We start from the raw sequence: 16,358 nt of genomic DNA on the forward strand, positions 1-16,358 counted from the left end.
GCGCTATTAAAAATAGTCCACCAGCATGGTGGCTCCGCTGGAGAAGTCACCTTCCGCCAGGGTGACGGCGCTGTTTTTCACCGGCACCGCATCAAGCGTCGGCGGATTGGCGTAGTCGATGTTCAGCGGCGTATTGATGGCGAAAGCCTTGCCGTTGGCCAGCAGTTTGATGCCCAGCCCATTGACGCTGCTGTTCAACACGCTGCTGTCAAAGGCCGCCGCGCTGCCCATGATCTTCATTTTCAACTGGCGGCTGTTATCCAGAAACTCACACTTGATGCTGTAATCGATGCGTTGCATATAGCGATTACCGTCGATACGTTTGATGCCGACCTTGCCGAAGTCGATATCGATGGTGCGCCCGTCGTTGATCACGCAAGGCGGAGGCGCCACCACGGTGGCGGTGATACTGACCTTGGTGCCCTGGTCGGCGGCCTGGGGGGCGGCGCTGATCACACCCAGCGTAAACAGCAGAGCGCAGCGCGTTTTCCTCATCATGTTCATTCGGGTTCCCGTCTCAAGGTGCGCTGAAGATCAGCGTGGCCGAGCCTGACATCGGACCGGTGGCGATACTGGTGTAAGGCACATTGTTCTTCACTGGCACAAAGGTGACGGTGTCGTTGCCCAGCCCGTTGACGATGCGCGTTCTGAACGTATTGTTGGGTTTCACCACCGCGCCATTGTGCACCATGGCTACGCCGACATTAGGATTGGAGGTCTTGATGAAATCGCTGGAGAAGCCGCTGGCATCGCTGACCATGCGAACCAAAATGTCTTGTGTCGCGCTCTGATCGTCACACCGGTAGCTGAGCGCCTTGTCCTGTTTGAGTTGGGCGTCGCTGGCGCTCTGCGTGAGGAAGTCCTGGCGGATCTGCCCAAAGTCGACGTTAATCTGCTGGCCGTTGTTGATAGTGCAACTGGTGGTGACGAAGTAGGCGTCGTTGTCGGCGATCAGGCGCCACCGGTAAGGCCCACACTTTGGGCAACCTGACTGGTCATTTTTTTGTTCAAAGTTGATTTGGCCGATGACGTCGCCCTTGTTCACCTTGATATCCTGCGTCGGCGAACGGTTGAGCACGATGTAAACCCTGATGGAAATGCTGGCACTGTTTAGGCCGGTAATCGTCATCACCTGGATACCTGATTGGATCGGGGATAAGTAGTCGGTGCCGTTGATTGTCATGCCGTTGGCAAGCGTACCGAAAATGGCGGTGTTCATCGACAACGCCGGGCTGCCGGTGAGTAAAATATCTTTCCAGCTGGCGACGTCGTTTTTACAGGTCACCTGGCTGACGTTGACGATTTCATTTTTCCCGATGGACAATTCAGGGCCTATCTTTACCCTGACGTCGACCGGCGTCATTGAACCACCCTGACCAATGCTCCCGCCGTCGGAGGTTTTACAAGTAAATGCATTGGCGTTACCAATGAGTACGAAGAAAGATAATGCCAGGCAGTGTTGTAAAAATAGGATGGTTGTTTTTCTCACAATAATATCCCGATTATATAGTGTCATTTGGTTAGGTGCCGCCATGAAATAGGGCTAATTAGGCTGACTGTGCCGGCGTTATTCCGTTAAACGAGAATAAGGCGCATCTATTCCTGGTATTTCCTTGTTGCCAGCTGGCAGTAGGGCAGTGGGGTACCACCTCAACGAGTTGTTGATGGAGCCGTCCGTTACGAGCACTTCTTGTTTGGCGACGAGCTCCAACAGCAGTAGCCGGGCGCGGTAAACCCCGACGTTGACGGCGTTGGCCAGTTGCCGGGTAGACAACCACAGATGCTGAGGTGGCAGTCCGGTGTCGGGACATTGACGGGGCGACTGCGCGAATAATGTTTGCAGCAGATCGTGCTGCAATTGCCGTATTTCCTTTTGTTTTGGAGATAACGCTTCCATAGCACTTCCTCTGTATTTCGATTGCTGTATTCCTAAGAAAAAACAAAGTTTCACTGCCTACCAATAACGAGGTAAATCGCGAATCAAGAAAAATCCTATCTATTTATCAGGATTGAAAAAAAGGGGGTTCCCACTCCGTTCTTACCTGTTTGCAGGCTGGGGGAGTGTCACGCAGAAACCTAAAGTTTTGGTTTATTATATTCACAAAGAGCTGCTTTGCGATCTGATTAATTGTGAAACAGAGAAAAACAGGATATTGCACTATAAAAGTATTTTTTACGATCTATGAGCCTAAAAATAACACTAAATTAACTTTAATTAGGAAATAAATTGCGAATGTTCGTCTTGATCAAAAAAAGACTTTTTTTGCTGGTGGGCATTTGCCAGAATATTCATCGCCAGACAAGAAGGGCGGGTTAGAAAGTATTGGTCTCTGCTTGTTGTGATTTCGTTTATTTTTATATGACGAGTTCATTAATGGGCAGGCCGCTGCAGACTTGCCGTTATCGACGTGTTTATTGTCGGTATTTTTGGGTTTTGGCAGTTAACCAACCAGCAAGATGCTAAAGAATCAGGGCTGCGCATATATAAGCGCGAGCAGATTTCCTGTTGCTCTTTTTCTTGATTGGAATATGCATTTTTTCTTATAAGGAATATAGGTTCTATGAAACTTAACAAAATCATGATGGCTGCAGTGATTGCATTTGGCGCAAGTTCTTTTGCACAGGCAGCCGATCAGGGACACGGTAAAGTGACCTTCACGGGTTCTATTATTGATGCGCCATGCTCTATTGCACCCGAGTCTATCGATCAGACCGTAGATCTGGGCCAGGTTTCTAACGTGGCGTTGAAAAACGGTGGCAAATCCAACCCGCGTCCGTTTGAAATCAAGCTGGAGCAGTGTGATACCACTACGCTGAAAACCGTTAAAACCACCTTCAGCGGCATTGCATCGTCAACCAACAAGGATCTGTTGGGTATCGCGGGGACCGCCAGCGGCGCCGGCGTAGCAATCACTTATGGCGGCCAGCCGATCAAACTGGGTCAGGCGACTGCGGCACAGACGCTGAATACTGGCAACAACAGCCTGAACTTCGCCGCTTACCTGCAGGGTGAAGGCGCTTCCGCAGCCATCGTTCCGGGCGATTTCACCGCCGTAGCCGACTTCACTCTGGCTTATCAGTAAGTGAGACAGCAGGCTTAATCAACCAGGCATGGGGTACGCCGCATGCCTGGTGACTCTCTGTGTCAAAGGAATGTCGCGATGTTTTTTTCAAGGAATCGAGCGGGTGCCGTTCTTTTGGCGTCGTTGGCGTTTGCGCCCGGCAGTGCAATTTCCGCCGCACAGGGGTGGGGCAAAGTCAGTATGCACGGCGCCATTATCGACACTGCCTGCGCCATTGCCGCCGGCAGCCGCGATCAGACTATCGATATGGACACTCTTCCTATCGGACAGATCATTCGTGACGGCCAGGGGATGACTAAACCTTTCAGTATTGAATTGGTTAATTGCATTTTGGAACGTCCGGAAAACAAGCCTGATTGGAAATTCTTTCAGGTCACGTTTGACGGTTTGGCGGAAGGCGTTTTGTTTGGCGTACAGGGCGATGCGCGCGGCATCGCATTGAAGATAAAAGACAGCCGCGGCAGGCCGGTTATTCCAGGGGAGCCATTGCCGATGGAGGGAATAATACCGGGGAGCCGAGTGCTGAATTATTCCATGACGTTAATGCCGAATCACCAGCCGTTGAAGGTGGGAGCGTATTTTTCCACAGTGCGTTTTAAGCTGGATTATTTTTGATTTTTTCTCGTACTGACGGTTAATTCGTTATTGAAAGGACTTTATTATGCTTTCACCGGCAGGGAAGTTATTTCGTCTTCAGGCCTTGGGGCTCTGTGTCGCCCTTTCTCTGGGAAATCCGATCGCGTTGGTTTATGCCGCCGACGTTATTCAATTCAATACTGACGTCTTGGACATCAACGATCGTAAAAATATCGATCTGAGCCAGTTTACGCGCAGCGGCTACATCATGCCGGGCGTTTATACCATGGTGGTGCACGTCAATAAGAACGACCTGCCGGAACAGCCGGTGACGTTTATGGCGCCCGAGAACGATCCTAAAGGCAGCGAAGCCTGTCTTTCGCCGGAGTTGGTCAACCAACTGGGGCTGAAAGAAAAACTGTTGAGCACGCTGAACTGGACGCACGGCGGCCGTTGCCTTAACGCCTCCAGCCTGGCTGGGATGGAAGCCCGCGGCGATCTTGCCAGCTCCTCGCTGTACCTCAATATTCCTCAGGCCTATCTGGAATACAGCTCGGAAAACTGGGATCCGCCTTCGCGCTGGGATGACGGTATTCCCGGGCTGCTGTTTGACTATAACGTCAATGCTCAAACGCAAAAACATCAGAAAGGCGGCAGCAGTTACAGCCTGAGCGGCAACGGCACCGGCGGCGCCAATCTGGGCGCCTGGCGTCTACGCGCCGATTGGCAGGCTAATCTCAACCATCAGACCGGTTCTTCTCAGTCGACCGACAAACAGTTCGACTGGAGCCGCTATTACGCCTATCGGGCTATTCCGGCGCTGCGCTCGCGGCTGACGATGGGGGAGGATTATCTGAACTCCGACATTTTCGACAGCCTGCGTTTTACCGGCGTCAGTCTGCGATCCGACGACAGCATGTTGCCGCCCAACCTGCGCGGCTATGCGCCGGAAGTGACGGGCGTGGCGAAAACCAACGCCAAGGTGGTGGTCAGCCAACAGGGGCGCGTGCTGTATGAGACGCAGGTGGCGGCGGGGCCATTCCGCATTCAGGACATCAACGACGCGGTTTCCGGCGAGCTGGACGTACGCGTCGAAGAGCAAGACGGCAGCGTGCAGGAGTTCAAGATGAACACCGCCAACATCCCTTATCTGACGCGACCGGGTACGGTGCGTTACAAGCTGGCGACGGGCAAGCCGTCGGAATGGGGGCATCACCTGCGCGGGCCGATGTTCGGCACCGGTGAGTTCTCCTGGGGCATCAGCAACGGCTGGTCGCTGTACGGCGGGGGCATCGCCGGCGGCGATTACAACGCGCTGTCGCTGGGGATCGGGCGCGATCTGATGGCGCTGGGGGCGTTGTCGTTCGATGCCACGCAGTCGCGTGCGCGCTTGCCGCAGGAGGGCGCTCTGACCGGCGGTTCGTACCGGTTGAGCTATTCGAAGAACTTCGACCAGTACGACAGCCAGATCACCTTCGCCGGCTACCGCTTCTCCCAGGAGGACTTCATGAGCATGGGGGACTACCTCGATGCGCGTTACGAAGGAGGACGCAGCGGCAAGAGCAAGGAAATGTACACCATCACCTTCAACAAACAGTTCCGCGATCTGGGGTTGAGCACCTATCTCAACTACAGCCACCAAACCTACTGGGATCGGGCGCCGAACGATCGTTACAACCTGATGGTATCGCGCTACTTCGATATCGGCGATTTCAAAAGCGTCAGCGTGTCGCTGTCGGCCTACCGCAACCGCTATAACGAACGCAATGACGACGGGATGTATCTGTCGCTGTCGCTGCCCTGGGGCAGCGCGGGCACGCTCAGTTACAACATGACGCTCGATCGCGAAGAGAACGCCCACCGGGTCGGTTACTACAACCGGGTCGATGAACACAACAACTATCAGATCAGCGCCGGCGCCGCACGCAGCGGGGCGACGGCCAGCGGCTATTACAGCCATCAGGGCGATATGGCGCAGATCAACGCCAACGCCAGCTACCAGGCCGGCCGCTATAGCGCCGTCGGCATCGGCGCGCAGGGCGGCCTGACGATGGCGGCGGAAGGGGCGGTGCTGCACCGTGTCAATACGCCGGGCGGCACACGCTTGCTGCTCGATACCGAAGGCGTCGCCGGCGTGCCGGTACGCGGCTACGGCAGTACGGTGCTGACCAACCGTTACGGCAAAGCGGTGGTGGCGGATGTAAACAGCTACTACCGCAATAAGGCCAGCATTGATCTCAACAGCCTGAGCGACAACGTCGAGGCGACGCGTTCCGTGGTGCAGGCCACGTTGACCGAGGGAGCCATCGGCTACCGCAAGTTTGAGGTGATTGCCGGCGAGAAGGCGATGGCGATCGTCAAACTGGCGGACGGCAGCGAGCCTCCATTCGGCGCCACGGTGTTGAATGCCCGTAAACAGGAGACCGGCATCATCAATGACGGCGGCAGCGTTTACCTGTCCGGCCTCAACCCCGGCGAGCGCATGAGCGTGCATTGGAACGGCGCGGCGCAGTGTGAAATCCAGCTGCCGGCGCCGTTGCCGGCCGAAATGCTGATGAACACGCTGCTGCTGCCTTGCCGTCCTCTTGCCGGCAACAAGCCGGCGGCTGACGCCAACTGACTTACACCCGGCGGAGTGCGCTCCGCCGCTAAACCGCCGGGGCGGGATTGCCCGCCTTCGGCCGACTGGAACCGTGAAGACATGATGAATCTGACTATGACCAGAAAGACCGTTTCCCTTGTGGGCCCGCTCGCCGCCGCATTGACGCTCGGCGCGGTCGGCCTGCCCGCTCATGCGGCTATCGCGCTGGATCGCACGCGCGTGATTTTCGACGGCGACCTGAAAACGGTCAGTCTCAACATCAGTAACCAGAACAAACAGTTGCCGTATCTGGCGCAGGGGTGGATCGAAGACGATCGCGGCAACAAAATCCAAAGCCCTTTCACCGTGTTGCCGCCGGTGCAGCGGGTGGAGCCGGGCAAACCGAGCCAGGTGAAGATCCAGTCGCTGCCGGCCGCGCGTCAGCTGCCGCAGGACAGGGAGACGCTGTATTACTTCAACCTGCGTGAAATCCCGCCGCGCAGCAACAAGCCGAATACGCTGCAGATAGCGTTGCAGACGCGCATCAAAATGTTTTATCGCCCGGCGGCGCTCGCCCCGAAGAAGAACGCGGCGCCGTGGCAGGAGCAGCTGACCCTGACCCGGCAGGGTGACACGTACGTGGTGAACAACCCGACCCCGTATTACGTGACGATCGTTGAGGCGAGCGCCGGCAAGGGCGGGAAAGGGGCGGCGGGCTTTGAACCGTTGATGGTGGCGCCGAAGGCCAATGCCCCGCTGAACGTCTCCGCCGCGAGCCTCGGCAACGCGCCGTCGCTGGCGTACATCAACGATTACGGCGGGCGGCCGCAGTTGAACTTCCGCTGCGCCGGCAATGCCTGCCAGGCCGTGCCGGCCGCCAAATGACGAGCCGCGCGCAGGCAGGAAAGACAGAGTGAACACAGCGGAGTGAACGAATCATGCAACGAAAGATCCCCATGCTGTTGGGAAAGGCCTATGAGCGCCATCAGCGACGCACTATCGGCCTGACGGTATTGGCCGCGCTGATGGTGCCGCTGACGGCGGGCGCGATGCTGATGCTGATGCCGCCGGCCCGCGCGGTAGACAATTGGGACGTGGAGGGCGCGAACGGCACGCTCCACGTCTACGGCGCGTTGACGGAAAGCGCCTGCAGCCTGGAAATGACCACCGCTCGTCAGGAAGTGTGGTTGGGTGAGACGGGAACGGCGCACTTCCAGCGCCCGGGCGATCGCGGCACGCCGGTGGCGTTCGAGCTGACGCTGAAAGACTGTCTGCGGGCGCCGGCGAGCAACCGCGACGCCTGGACCGGAGTGCTGGCCTGGAGCGGCAGCCAGCCTGCGGTGTCCGTGGCGTTTGCCGCGCCGACGGATGACGACGCGCCGGGGTTGGTCAGGGTCGCCGGCGTTACCGGGTTGGGGTTGCAGCTGGCGGATGCCACCGGCCTGCCTGTGCGCCTCGGCGCGCGTAACAAACCGGTATTGCTGACGCCGGGACAAAACACCCTGATGTACACGGTGACGCCGGTGCGCACCCCGGCGACGCTGAGCGCCGGCGCTTACCGTGCGGCGATCGATTTCCGGCTTTACTACGACTAATACGCCGCTTGCGCCTGGTCGGCGCAAGCGCAACCAAAGGGAGTGGCGTCATGCGCGCGACAGAGACGAACCGGCGCCGGAGCGCGCTGTTGGGGGCTGGCATGGTCATGGCGGCCGGCATAATGGCGCAGTCGGCGACTGCGGCGGAAAACATGCGCTTTCACGGCACGCTGGTGGCCGAGCCGTGCGTCATTCAGCCAGGGGATGAGGACATTCCGCTGGATTTCGGCACCATCGTCGACAAATACCTGTATCTGAACACCCGCTCCCACAGCCAAACCTTCGCGTTGCACCTGACCGAGTGCGATCTCAGCCTGGGCAATACGGTGGCTATCACGTTTACCGGCACCGAGAACGCCAAACTGCCCGGCCTGTTGGCGTTGGATGCCGGCAGCCTGGCGTCGGGGATCGGCATCGGGCTGGAGGACAGCAGCGGCAAGGCGCTGCCGCTCAATCGCGCCAGCGATAAATTCCGCCTGAATGCCGGCAACACCACGCTTACGCTGCAGGCTTATGTGCAAGGGGAGCCGGAGGCTATCCAGACGAAGTCCATCGGCCGCGGCACCTTCAGCGCGGTGGCCACTTTTACGTTGGAATACGAATAAGCGTCTACAAGGACAAGAAACGCAATGATGAGAAAGCACGTCAATCACGCCCTGCGCATGGGGCTGCTGTGCCTGTTGGCGTTGAGCGCCGCCGCTTGCCAAAGCCAAAAGTCGGGCAAGCCCGCCGTGAACACTAAAAATCAGGTTGTGCAACCTCCGTCAGAAGAGGCTTTGCGCAAGCAGCGTGAGGCCGAGCAACTGCAGCAGTGCCAGCAGCAACTGGGGGCATTGCGCGCGATCGACGAGAAACAGTATCAGCGCTATAAGCAGGCCTTCGACAGCCTGATGAGCGGCGCTTCGCAGTACGCCAGCCTGCGCGCCAGGGTAAACGGCGACACGCAGGCGACGGTGGATGCGCTGTATCGCTATAAGGTCAACTATCTGTGTGCCGGGGTGAATCAGGCGGTGTTGACCGGCTTGGCGGATCGCGGGGAGCAGATTAAATGAGGCTGCGCCTGCTGGGCTGCGTCGCTCTGCTGTTCTCCGGCGTCGCGCTGGCGGACGACGGCGTGCCGGCGCTGCTGCAGTTTGCCGAGCAGTATCAACGGCAAAACACCGTGCCGACGAACGAAAAAGCGGCGCCAGCCGACCGCGGGGCGGGACAAAAAAGGCCTGAGCCGGCAAAGCGCACGTCGGGCGCCAACCAGCCTGCTTCATCGGCCAAAGCTTTTACGCTGACCCAGGAATTATTGGCGCGTGACCAACAGCTGGCGCGTCAGCGAATGGAACTGACGATGTTGCGCCAGGAACTCGCCGCGTTGCGGGCGGAGAAAGCGACGCCATCCGTCGCGACGTTGCCGGACTCGTCAACGCTTCAGCAGTGGATCGCCGGGCTGGGCGCCGCCTGGCGCGGTTCGCCCGATGCGCAGCGCGCCGAGGCGCTGTTGCGTCAGGCGACGCAGGAAACCGCCAAAAGCAGAGCGGCGGCGGCGCAGGCCGAACGGCGCGTTACCGAGCTGGAATCTGCCGCGCAGGCATCGGCACAGACGCTTGCACTACGCCAACGCGAGCACCAGGAGGCGTTGCACGCTCTGCGCGCCGCGTTGGAAGAGAGCGAGCAGAAGCGGGCCGGTGAGCAGAAAGTGACCCAGCAGACGCGCGAAGCGCTATTGGCGCTGCATAAGCGGCTGCAATGGGAAGTGACGCCGGAGCAGTTGAAGGATGAACGCAAGCGTTTGTCCTATGCGGCGGGCAGTGCGCTGGGGCGGGACATTCAGGGGGTAGTGGCGGCGCGTCAAAGCTGGGGCGTACCGGTGGACCGCGACAGCCTGTTGGCGGGCGTCATCGATAGCGTCTCGGGGCGTTTGCGGCTGCCGCCGGATGAACTGGATGCGCTGACGGCGCAGGCGGATGCCGCCGCCGTGGCCGCGCGTGAGAAACGCGTTAACGAACAGCGGCGGCGTGATGAAGATTACCTGGCGCGATTCAGTCAACAAAAGGGCGTAAAGCAGTCGGCGATGGGCTTTTGGTATCGGGTGGATTACGCCGGGGAGGGCGCGCTGGCGCCAACGGCGGTGGTCGATGTGGTCGTGAAGGAGAAGTTGACCGACGGTATGGTGATCCAGGATATGGAACTGAGCGGCAAGGTTCTGTCGCAACCGCTGTCCGAGTATCCGCCGCTGTTCAGGGAGGCGATAAGCCATCTGCACAACCACGGTTCGCTGACGATGGTTGTGCCGCCGGCGCTGGCCTACGGCGAAACCGGCTACCCGCCGAAAGTGCCACCTAACGCCACCATGATTTATGAATTACGCATCGACAACAGTCAGGCGCCGGCAAAGGGCGCTCAGGCGGTTAAACGGGAAGCCGGAACGGCGGGAGGGCAGGGATGAACACGATGATAAAAATCGCGCTATTTGATGAAAACCGTTACTTCAGCGCCGGCTGGCAGGAGGCTCTGGCGCTGCACTTCAGCACTTACGGCAAGCGCACGCTGTTACTGGATGCGCCGCAGGTTCACGAAGCCGATCTGGTGTTCTGCTATTTTCCTCCCGGCGTGCAAAGCTGTTTTTGTCACTTCTTTGAGACGCAGACCGCGGGGCGCAAAACGCTGTATTTCTCGTTGCGAACGCCGGAGGGGCGGCATAAGCGCACCGTTGGGAACCGTTGCGCGCTGGAGGCCGGTGTTATCTACCACGATACGCCGTTGGTCTCGGCGCTGTATCAGGTGAGCGCCGAGCTGGAGCGGCGCAGCAAATGGCCGAGCAGGCCGGGTTGTGGCAGGAACTGCATATGCCAGCACCGCGGCCTGACGCTGCGCGAACAGGAGATCATGCGCTGTATGACGCGGGAGATGGGGGTGACGCAAATCGCACGGATGCTGGACATCAGCGTGAAAACCGTCAGCAACCACAAGATGAGCGTTATGCGCAAAATGGGATTCCGGCGTAATGCCGAGCTTTATGGGTGGCTGCGACACAGCGCCCGTCCCGGCGCCATAGGGCTCGAACCGGCATTCAGCCGGGCGTTGCGGCAGGGAAGGAACGGCATTGAGACGGCGCCGGCCAAATCGGACCGGCCGGCGCCTTAAGTGCCTTACCGTGGCGATCAGTTGCAGGCCACGACCTTGATCGCCAGCCCGCCCTGTGAGGTTTCGCGGTATTTGGCGTTCATGTCTTTGCCGGTTTCGTACATGGTTTCGATGACCTTATCCAGACAAACCCGCGGTTCGCTGGTGCGGCGCATCGCCATGCGCGCGGCATTGACTGCCTTGACGGCGGAAATGGCGTTGCGTTCGATGCAAGGCACCTGAACCTGGCCGGCGAGCGGATCGCAGGTCAGCCCCAAATGGTGCTCCATGGCGATCTCTGCCGCGATGCACACCTGCGCCGGGCTGCCGCCCAGCAGCTCGGTCAACCCGGCCGCCGCCATCGAACAGGCGACGCCCACTTCCCCCTGACAGCCCACTTCGGCGCCGGAGATCGAGGCGTTCATCTTGTACAGCGCGCCAATCACCCCGGACGCCAGGAAATAGCGGGTGTAGGAGTTGGCGTTCACCGGGCGGATGAACTTGTCGTAGTAGGCCAGCACCGCAGGGATGATGCCGCAGGCGCCGTTGGTCGGGGCGGTAACCACGCGGCCACCGGCGGCGTTCTCTTCGTTGACCGCCAGCGCGAACATGTTGATCCAATCGACCACGTTCATCGGGTCGATATTGTTCTTGTCTCCGGTCACCAGAATGCGGCGCAGCGCGGCGGCGCGGCGCGGCACTTTCATCGGGCCGGGCAGCAAACCTTCGGTGTTGATGCCGCGCTCAATACCGGCGCTCATCACCTGCCAGACGTCGGCGAAGTGCGCGTCGATATCCGCTTTGCTGCGCAGCGCCAGCTCGTTCTGCATCACCAGGCCGGACAACGACAGCCCGGTCTCTTTGCAATGCTGCTGCAGATCGTGCGCCGATTTGAACGGGTAGGGCACCGGCGTGGTGCCCTCGGCGGACTGGCCGAAGTGCTCTTCGTCGACGATGAAACCGCCGCCGATCGAGTAATAGGTTTTGCTGTGCAGCAAGCGTTCACCGGCGAAGGCGCGGATGCGCATGCCGTTTTCGTGCAGCGGCAGGTTATCGCCGTGGAAATTCATGCCGCCATGCTGCGGGAAATCCACCTCGTGGTGGCCGTTGGCCAGCGGCAGGCGGCCGCGCTGTTCGACGTCGCGGATAAAGCCCGGAATGCTGTCGATGTCCACGTCGTGCGGCAGGTTGCCGGCCAGGCCCATGATGATGGCGATATCGGTATGGTGGCCTTTACCGGTCAACGACAGCGAACCGTACACGTCGACCACCACGCGGGTGGTGTCCTGCAGCTGCTGGTGGGCGATCAGATCGTCAATGAACTGTTTGCCGGCTTTCATCGGACCAACGGTGTGAGAACTGGATGGGCCAATGCCAATTTTGAAAATATCGAAAACGCTGACCATGGTCTCGCCTCCTTCTTCAGGTTTCAGGCGGTGAATACGGGAAATGGGGGCAGTGCGGGAGGGCCGGCGCGCAGCGGCGCCGGCCGGACGTGATTAGCCGAGCAGGCTGAACACGATAGCAGAGATGGCGATCAGACCCATCACAACCACAAATACGTTGCTGATGTGGCCGCTGTACTTGCGCATGGCAGGCACTTTACGGATGGCGTACATCGGCATCAGGAACAGCAGCATGGCGATGATTGGGCCACCCAGGGTTTCGATCATGCCCAGGATGCTCGGGTTCAGGGTGGCGACGATCCAGGTGGTCACCAGCATGAAGATAGCGGTCATGCGGTTCAGCTTGGCGGTGCTGACGGTTTTTCCGCGGCTCTTCATTGACTTGGCAACCAGGCCGTTGAAGCCTTCACGGGCGCCCAGGTAGTGGCCCAGGAACGATTTGGTGATGGCGACGAAGGCGATAACCGGCGCGATGTACTCGATCATCGGGTTGTTAAAGTGGTTAGCCAGGTAAGACAGAATCGAGATGTTCTGCGCCTTGGCTTCCGCCAGGTTTTCCGGCGTCAGGCTCAGCACGCAGCTGAACACGAAGAACATCACGGTCAGCACCATCATGATGTGCGCGTAAGCCAGAATGCGGGAGCATTTCTTCTCGGCGTCCGCGCCGTACTCTTCGCGTTTGGCGACGGCGAAGGCGGAGATGATCGGCGAGTGGTTGAAGGAGAACACCATCACCGGGATCGCCAGCCACAGAGTCATGATCAGGCCGTGACCCATGCCGGTACCGCTGCCGGACAGCGACACGTTTTCGAAGATGGCGCCGGTCCAGTTAGGGATCAGGTATACCGCCAGCAGCATCAGCACCGCTACGAACGGGAAGACCAGGATGCTCATGGTTTTCACGATGGCCTGCTCACCGAAGCGCACGATGGTCATCAGGCCGACGATCAGGATCAGCGACAGGATGGCGCGCGGCGGCGACGTCATGCCCAACTGGTGGGTGATGAAGCTGTCGACGGTATTGGTGATCGCCACGCTGTAAACCAACAGAATCGGGTAGATGGCGAAGAAGTACAGCAGGGTGATCAGTTTACCGGCGGTGATGCCGAAGTGCTCTTCCACCACGGCGGTGATGTCTTCACCGGGATTTTTGCCGGACAGAACGAAACGGCACAGGCCGCGGTGGGCAAAGAAGGTCATCGGGAAAGCGATGATGGCCATGATGATCAGAGGAATCAAACCGCCGATGCCGGCGTTGATGGGCAAGAACAGGACGCCTGCGCCGATGGCGGTGCCGTACAGGCCCAACATCCACATGGTATCCGTTTTACGCCAGGTACTGCTGGAGCCCGAGGCCGCAGAGGCAATTGTGCCGGTCTGTGTAGTGTCCATAAATATCTCCGAAGTGAACACGAATTTAAAATTAAAAGGCAAAACTTAAGGTTAAACCGTCAAACGTCCTATTCAGGCAACGCTTGCGGTAAGAATCAGGTGTTGCTTGCGGGGATGTTTTGGCGTCCCCCTGGTTGTTTATTGCGTTCATTACCAAGGCACAGCGCCGGGTAATTCACTAAAGACTTTTCACCTTCACGGGTGATAAAAGTCGTTACCGCTGCCGACAGGTCATTGCCTGTCGATTTTTGTTGGCGGCAAGATAACGATTTACAGTAGAAACAACCGTGATCCTGCTCTCAAATGCGTAATATGTGCAGTTATCTGCTTTTTCATCGATTTTTCGCGCATTTGTTGCACATTTGTGTAAGATTTTGTGCTGAGAACGCTCTCATAAAAATTTCTGCGATTATGTGGCTTGTACAATAATTAGCCGGATAAAGCGCTGTGCTCAGCAGCAAGCCGAGCAATATATTTTATGCGTGGTTTTGGATCTAGCTAAAAACCCGGATTAAGCAGTTTTAGTGATGTGGATCACATTGTGTTTTTAAGGTGAATTGAATTCATGTTTTTGTTTTTAATCATTTTTATTTAAAATTCACCGCTAGTAACGAAGGGAAATTACTTACGTGGTTAGCGGATAAAAATGCGTAACCATTCATCATATAAATAACAGATACCTAACAGGTATTGGTGAGATTTGCTGCAATCGCGTAAACCGCCGTTTATTTAAACTTCCTGGCCTTTGGCACGATTTATCATATAAAAGCCATAAATAGCCGTTAATTCACCCAGCCGACCGCGTGTTTAGCCTGCGAAAAAATAATCACTCGGGTGAGCTGTTGCATTTTATTAACCTGATGTTGCGTGCGGATAAGCGAAAAACGTGAATTGATTGCGCATTATTTGTTCATTTTTCGGCGGGGAAAGAGGGATATCGACGCGGTGCGCCGTCGGTTATGACGGCGCTGAAGGCGGATTAATAGCGGATAGCGATGGCGTTGTCGTTGAAGAACGCCAGGAAGTCGGCGCCCGGCTGGCGATCGGTGATCACCCGATCGAACTGCGTCAGCGGGCCGATGCAGGCCGGCTTGGTTTTTCCGAACTTGCTGTGGTCTGCCACCAGGATCTTTTGCTGCGCCATCGCCATGGCGCGATGCTTCATCTCCAGCTCGTCGAAGTTGAAGCAGGTGGCGCCGTGCTGCAGGCTGAGGCCGGCGGCGGAGATAAAGGCGATGTTCGGGCAGATGTGCTCGAGCTCGTTGCGGCCGCCGACGCTGGAAAAGATGTAGTTGTTCGGCTTGAACTCGCCGCCGCACAGAACCACCTTGCAGTTCGGTTTGTCCTGCAGCGCCAGGAAGGTGTTCAGCGAATGACACACGGCGGTGAAAGCCAGCTCGTCGGCGATGGCGTCGATGATCGCCGGGGTGGTGGTGCCGCAGTCAAAAAACACCGTGTCGTTTTCATTGATCAGCGGCGCTGCCAGCAGTCCGATGCGCCGTTTCTCCGTGACCTGTTTGGCTTTTTGATCGGAAACGAAGTAGTTGGTCACGCCGTTGCTGCGCGGATCGGTCACCACGTAGCCGCCGAGCAACACCACGGCCGCCGGTTCGGCGCTCAGATCGCGGCGAATGGTCATCTCCGAGACCCCCAGCAGCGCGGCGGCTTCTTTCAGGTGGATCTTGTCAGCGCGTTTTAACGCCTGAACTAACCGGTTGATACGTTCTTCGCGCCGCGTTTCCATAGATCCGTCTTCCCACAGGTAATAGAGATAAAAGGCGAGCCGGCATTTCCGACGCTAAACACAACGATGCGGGGCAATATCGGGCCGCATCAACCGCCCGTATTGTCCCGCATCGGAGTGTATGGCCATGCCCGTCAGGGCAAGCCGACGATCAGTAACTGCCCGCCGCCGGCTGGGCGCCGGAGACGATGGCGACGCCGGAGCTGGTGCCGATACGCGTGGCGCCGGCTTTAATCATCTTCTCGGCGGTGGCGCGATCGCGCACGGCGCCGGAAGCTTTCACGCCCATTTCGCTGCCCACGGTCTCGCGCATCAGTTTGACGTGCTCTTCCCGAGCGCCGCCGGTGCTGAAGCCGGTGGAGGTTTTCACGAAGGCGACATCGAGTTCGCGACACATTTCACAAACCTGGACGATCTGCGCATCGCTGAGCAGGCAGGTTTCCAATATTACCTTCAACGGGATCGCCGCGCAAACCTCGCGCACGGCGGCGATGTCGGCTTTCACTTCGTCCAGCAGGCCGCTTTTCAACCAGCCGACGTTGATCACCATGTCGATCTCTTGCGCGCCGGCGGCGATCGCCGCTTTGGCTTCAAAGGCTTTGGCGACGGTCAGGCCGGCGCCCAGCGGGAAACCGATCACCGAGCAGACTTTCACGGTGCTTTCCTGCAGCAGCTGTGCCGCCAGCGGCACATAGCCGGAGTTGACACATACCGCATAGAAGTTGTGCTGCTGCGCTTCTTCGCACAGTTTGGCGATCTGCATTTCGGTGGCGTCCATGGCCAGCAGGGTGTGGTCAACATAGCTGGCGTAATCGATGCTTTCGGTGGTCATCGCGGTTCCTTAGTGAAGTTGAGAAAATAGCATAG

16 protein-coding genes are annotated in these 16,358 nt (G+C 58.1%); 9 read left to right on the forward strand and 7 right to left on the reverse strand.

Annotated features, from left to right (window positions below):
• Window positions 1–6: 6 nt before the first annotated feature.
• The 3 genes from ACTJJ6_RS00850 to ACTJJ6_RS00860 all read right to left on the reverse strand — a co-directional run bounded on the left by ACTJJ6_RS00850 (window position 7) and on the right by ACTJJ6_RS00860 (window position 1,897).
• Complete coding sequence (locus tag ACTJJ6_RS00850) at window positions 7–498, reverse strand: fimbrial protein (RefSeq protein ID WP_228009660.1); 492 nt, start codon at window positions 496–498, stop codon at window positions 7–9.
• Between the two features lie 19 nt (window positions 499–517).
• The gene (locus ACTJJ6_RS00855) at window positions 518–1,489 is read right to left on the reverse strand and encodes a fimbrial protein (RefSeq protein ID WP_228009661.1); all 972 of its coding nucleotides are present in this window, start codon (window positions 1,487–1,489) and stop codon (window positions 518–520) included.
• A gap of 78 nt (window positions 1,490–1,567) precedes the next feature.
• Window positions 1,568–1,897 (reverse strand): hypothetical protein, encoded by a 330-nt coding sequence (locus ACTJJ6_RS00860; RefSeq protein ID WP_016928383.1) that lies wholly within the window; start codon window positions 1,895–1,897, stop codon window positions 1,568–1,570.
• Window positions 1,898–2,561: 664 nt separating this feature from the next.
• On the opposite strand from ACTJJ6_RS00860, the gene ACTJJ6_RS00865 reads away from it, so the two are divergent.
• The 9 genes from ACTJJ6_RS00865 to ACTJJ6_RS00905 all read left to right on the forward strand — a co-directional run bounded on the left by ACTJJ6_RS00865 (window position 2,562) and on the right by ACTJJ6_RS00905 (window position 10,970).
• A complete protein-coding gene (locus ACTJJ6_RS00865) occupies window positions 2,562–3,083 on the forward strand; it encodes a fimbrial protein (RefSeq protein WP_004938731.1) in 522 nt (173 codons plus the stop codon).
• Between the two features lie 78 nt (window positions 3,084–3,161).
• Complete coding sequence (locus ACTJJ6_RS00870) at window positions 3,162–3,698, forward strand: fimbrial protein (RefSeq protein WP_016928382.1); 537 nt, start codon at window positions 3,162–3,164, stop codon at window positions 3,696–3,698.
• Window positions 3,699–3,744: 46 nt separating this feature from the next.
• Window positions 3,745–6,279, forward strand: a complete 2,535-nt coding sequence (locus ACTJJ6_RS00875; protein ID WP_075205891.1) for an outer membrane usher protein — start codon at window positions 3,745–3,747, stop codon at window positions 6,277–6,279.
• Window positions 6,280–6,360: 81 nt separating this feature from the next.
• Window positions 6,361–7,125 carry a fimbria/pilus periplasmic chaperone gene (locus ACTJJ6_RS00880; RefSeq protein WP_016928380.1) on the forward strand — a complete coding sequence of 255 codons (765 nt, stop codon included), beginning with the start codon at window positions 6,361–6,363 and terminating at the stop codon, window positions 7,123–7,125.
• Window positions 7,126–7,196: 71 nt separating this feature from the next.
• Complete coding sequence (locus tag ACTJJ6_RS00885; protein ID WP_033640839.1) at window positions 7,197–7,835, forward strand: fimbrial protein; 639 nt, start codon at window positions 7,197–7,199, stop codon at window positions 7,833–7,835.
• A gap of 50 nt (window positions 7,836–7,885) precedes the next feature.
• The gene (locus tag ACTJJ6_RS00890; RefSeq protein WP_028127969.1) at window positions 7,886–8,440 is read left to right on the forward strand and encodes a fimbrial protein; all 555 of its coding nucleotides are present in this window, start codon (window positions 7,886–7,888) and stop codon (window positions 8,438–8,440) included.
• A 24-nt stretch (window positions 8,441–8,464) separates the two neighbouring features.
• A complete protein-coding gene (locus tag ACTJJ6_RS00895; RefSeq protein WP_016928377.1) occupies window positions 8,465–8,887 on the forward strand; it encodes a hypothetical protein in 423 nt (140 codons plus the stop codon).
• Window positions 8,884–10,272, forward strand: coding sequence for an FKBP-type peptidyl-prolyl cis-trans isomerase N-terminal domain-containing protein (locus ACTJJ6_RS00900; RefSeq protein ID WP_440801746.1), 1,389 nt, complete (start codon window positions 8,884–8,886; stop codon window positions 10,270–10,272). Before ACTJJ6_RS00895 ends, ACTJJ6_RS00900 begins: the two co-directional genes overlap by 4 nt.
• Complete coding sequence (locus ACTJJ6_RS00905) at window positions 10,269–10,970, forward strand: helix-turn-helix domain-containing protein (RefSeq protein WP_152903345.1); 702 nt, start codon at window positions 10,269–10,271, stop codon at window positions 10,968–10,970. Before ACTJJ6_RS00900 ends, ACTJJ6_RS00905 begins: the two co-directional genes overlap by 4 nt.
• A 17-nt stretch (window positions 10,971–10,987) precedes the next feature.
• Here ACTJJ6_RS00905 and ACTJJ6_RS00910 read toward each other — a convergent pair whose 3' ends face one another.
• From ACTJJ6_RS00910 to deoC, 4 genes are all read right to left on the reverse strand, one after another.
• Entirely contained in the window at window positions 10,988–12,355 is a 1,368-nt protein-coding gene (locus ACTJJ6_RS00910) for an L-serine ammonia-lyase (RefSeq protein ID WP_016928374.1), read from the reverse strand.
• A gap of 93 nt (window positions 12,356–12,448) precedes the next feature.
• The gene (locus ACTJJ6_RS00915) at window positions 12,449–13,747 is read right to left on the reverse strand and encodes an HAAAP family serine/threonine permease (protein WP_004938697.1); all 1,299 of its coding nucleotides are present in this window, start codon (window positions 13,745–13,747) and stop codon (window positions 12,449–12,451) included.
• 979 nt (window positions 13,748–14,726) lie between these two features.
• Window positions 14,727–15,491, reverse strand: coding sequence for a DNA-binding transcriptional repressor DeoR (gene deoR / locus ACTJJ6_RS00920; RefSeq protein WP_049299038.1), 765 nt, complete (start codon window positions 15,489–15,491; stop codon window positions 14,727–14,729).
• Between the two features lie 151 nt (window positions 15,492–15,642).
• Window positions 15,643–16,323, reverse strand: a complete 681-nt coding sequence (gene deoC, locus ACTJJ6_RS00925) for a deoxyribose-phosphate aldolase (protein WP_016928371.1) — start codon at window positions 16,321–16,323, stop codon at window positions 15,643–15,645.
• Window positions 16,324–16,358: the final 35 nt, after the last annotated feature.

The sequence above is a fragment of the Serratia sp. 22278 genome (assembly GCF_052045405.1).
Taxonomy (GTDB): Bacteria; Pseudomonadota; Gammaproteobacteria; order Enterobacterales; family Enterobacteriaceae; genus Serratia; species Serratia marcescens.

What these genes read in the sequence shown, in the direction of transcription:
- ACTJJ6_RS00915 (WP_004938697.1), bottom strand. Translation starts at nt 13,747, where the DNA reads ATGGACACTACACAGACCGGCACAATTGCCTCTGCGGCCTCGGGCTCC.
- ACTJJ6_RS00905 (WP_152903345.1), top strand. Translation starts at nt 10,269, where the DNA reads ATGAACACGATGATAAAAATCGCGCTATTTGATGAAAACCGTTACTTC.
- ACTJJ6_RS00880 (WP_016928380.1), top strand. Translation starts at nt 6,361, where the DNA reads ATGATGAATCTGACTATGACCAGAAAGACCGTTTCCCTTGTGGGCCCG.
- ACTJJ6_RS00865 (WP_004938731.1), top strand. Translation starts at nt 2,562, where the DNA reads ATGAAACTTAACAAAATCATGATGGCTGCAGTGATTGCATTTGGCGCA.
- ACTJJ6_RS00910 (WP_016928374.1), bottom strand. Translation starts at nt 12,355, where the DNA reads ATGGTCAGCGTTTTCGATATTTTCAAAATTGGCATTGGCCCATCCAGT.
- ACTJJ6_RS00900 (WP_440801746.1), top strand. Translation starts at nt 8,884, where the DNA reads ATGAGGCTGCGCCTGCTGGGCTGCGTCGCTCTGCTGTTCTCCGGCGTC.
- ACTJJ6_RS00860 (WP_016928383.1), bottom strand. Translation starts at nt 1,897, where the DNA reads ATGGAAGCGTTATCTCCAAAACAAAAGGAAATACGGCAATTGCAGCAC.
- deoC (WP_016928371.1), bottom strand. Translation starts at nt 16,323, where the DNA reads ATGACCACCGAAAGCATCGATTACGCCAGCTATGTTGACCACACCCTG.
- ACTJJ6_RS00875 (WP_075205891.1), top strand. Translation starts at nt 3,745, where the DNA reads ATGCTTTCACCGGCAGGGAAGTTATTTCGTCTTCAGGCCTTGGGGCTC.
- ACTJJ6_RS00850 (WP_228009660.1), bottom strand. Translation starts at nt 498, where the DNA reads ATGATGAGGAAAACGCGCTGCGCTCTGCTGTTTACGCTGGGTGTGATC.
- ACTJJ6_RS00890 (WP_028127969.1), top strand. Translation starts at nt 7,886, where the DNA reads ATGCGCGCGACAGAGACGAACCGGCGCCGGAGCGCGCTGTTGGGGGCT.
- ACTJJ6_RS00870 (WP_016928382.1), top strand. Translation starts at nt 3,162, where the DNA reads ATGTTTTTTTCAAGGAATCGAGCGGGTGCCGTTCTTTTGGCGTCGTTG.
- ACTJJ6_RS00895 (WP_016928377.1), top strand. Translation starts at nt 8,465, where the DNA reads ATGATGAGAAAGCACGTCAATCACGCCCTGCGCATGGGGCTGCTGTGC.
- ACTJJ6_RS00885 (WP_033640839.1), top strand. Translation starts at nt 7,197, where the DNA reads ATGCTGTTGGGAAAGGCCTATGAGCGCCATCAGCGACGCACTATCGGC.
- deoR (WP_049299038.1), bottom strand. Translation starts at nt 15,491, where the DNA reads ATGGAAACGCGGCGCGAAGAACGTATCAACCGGTTAGTTCAGGCGTTA.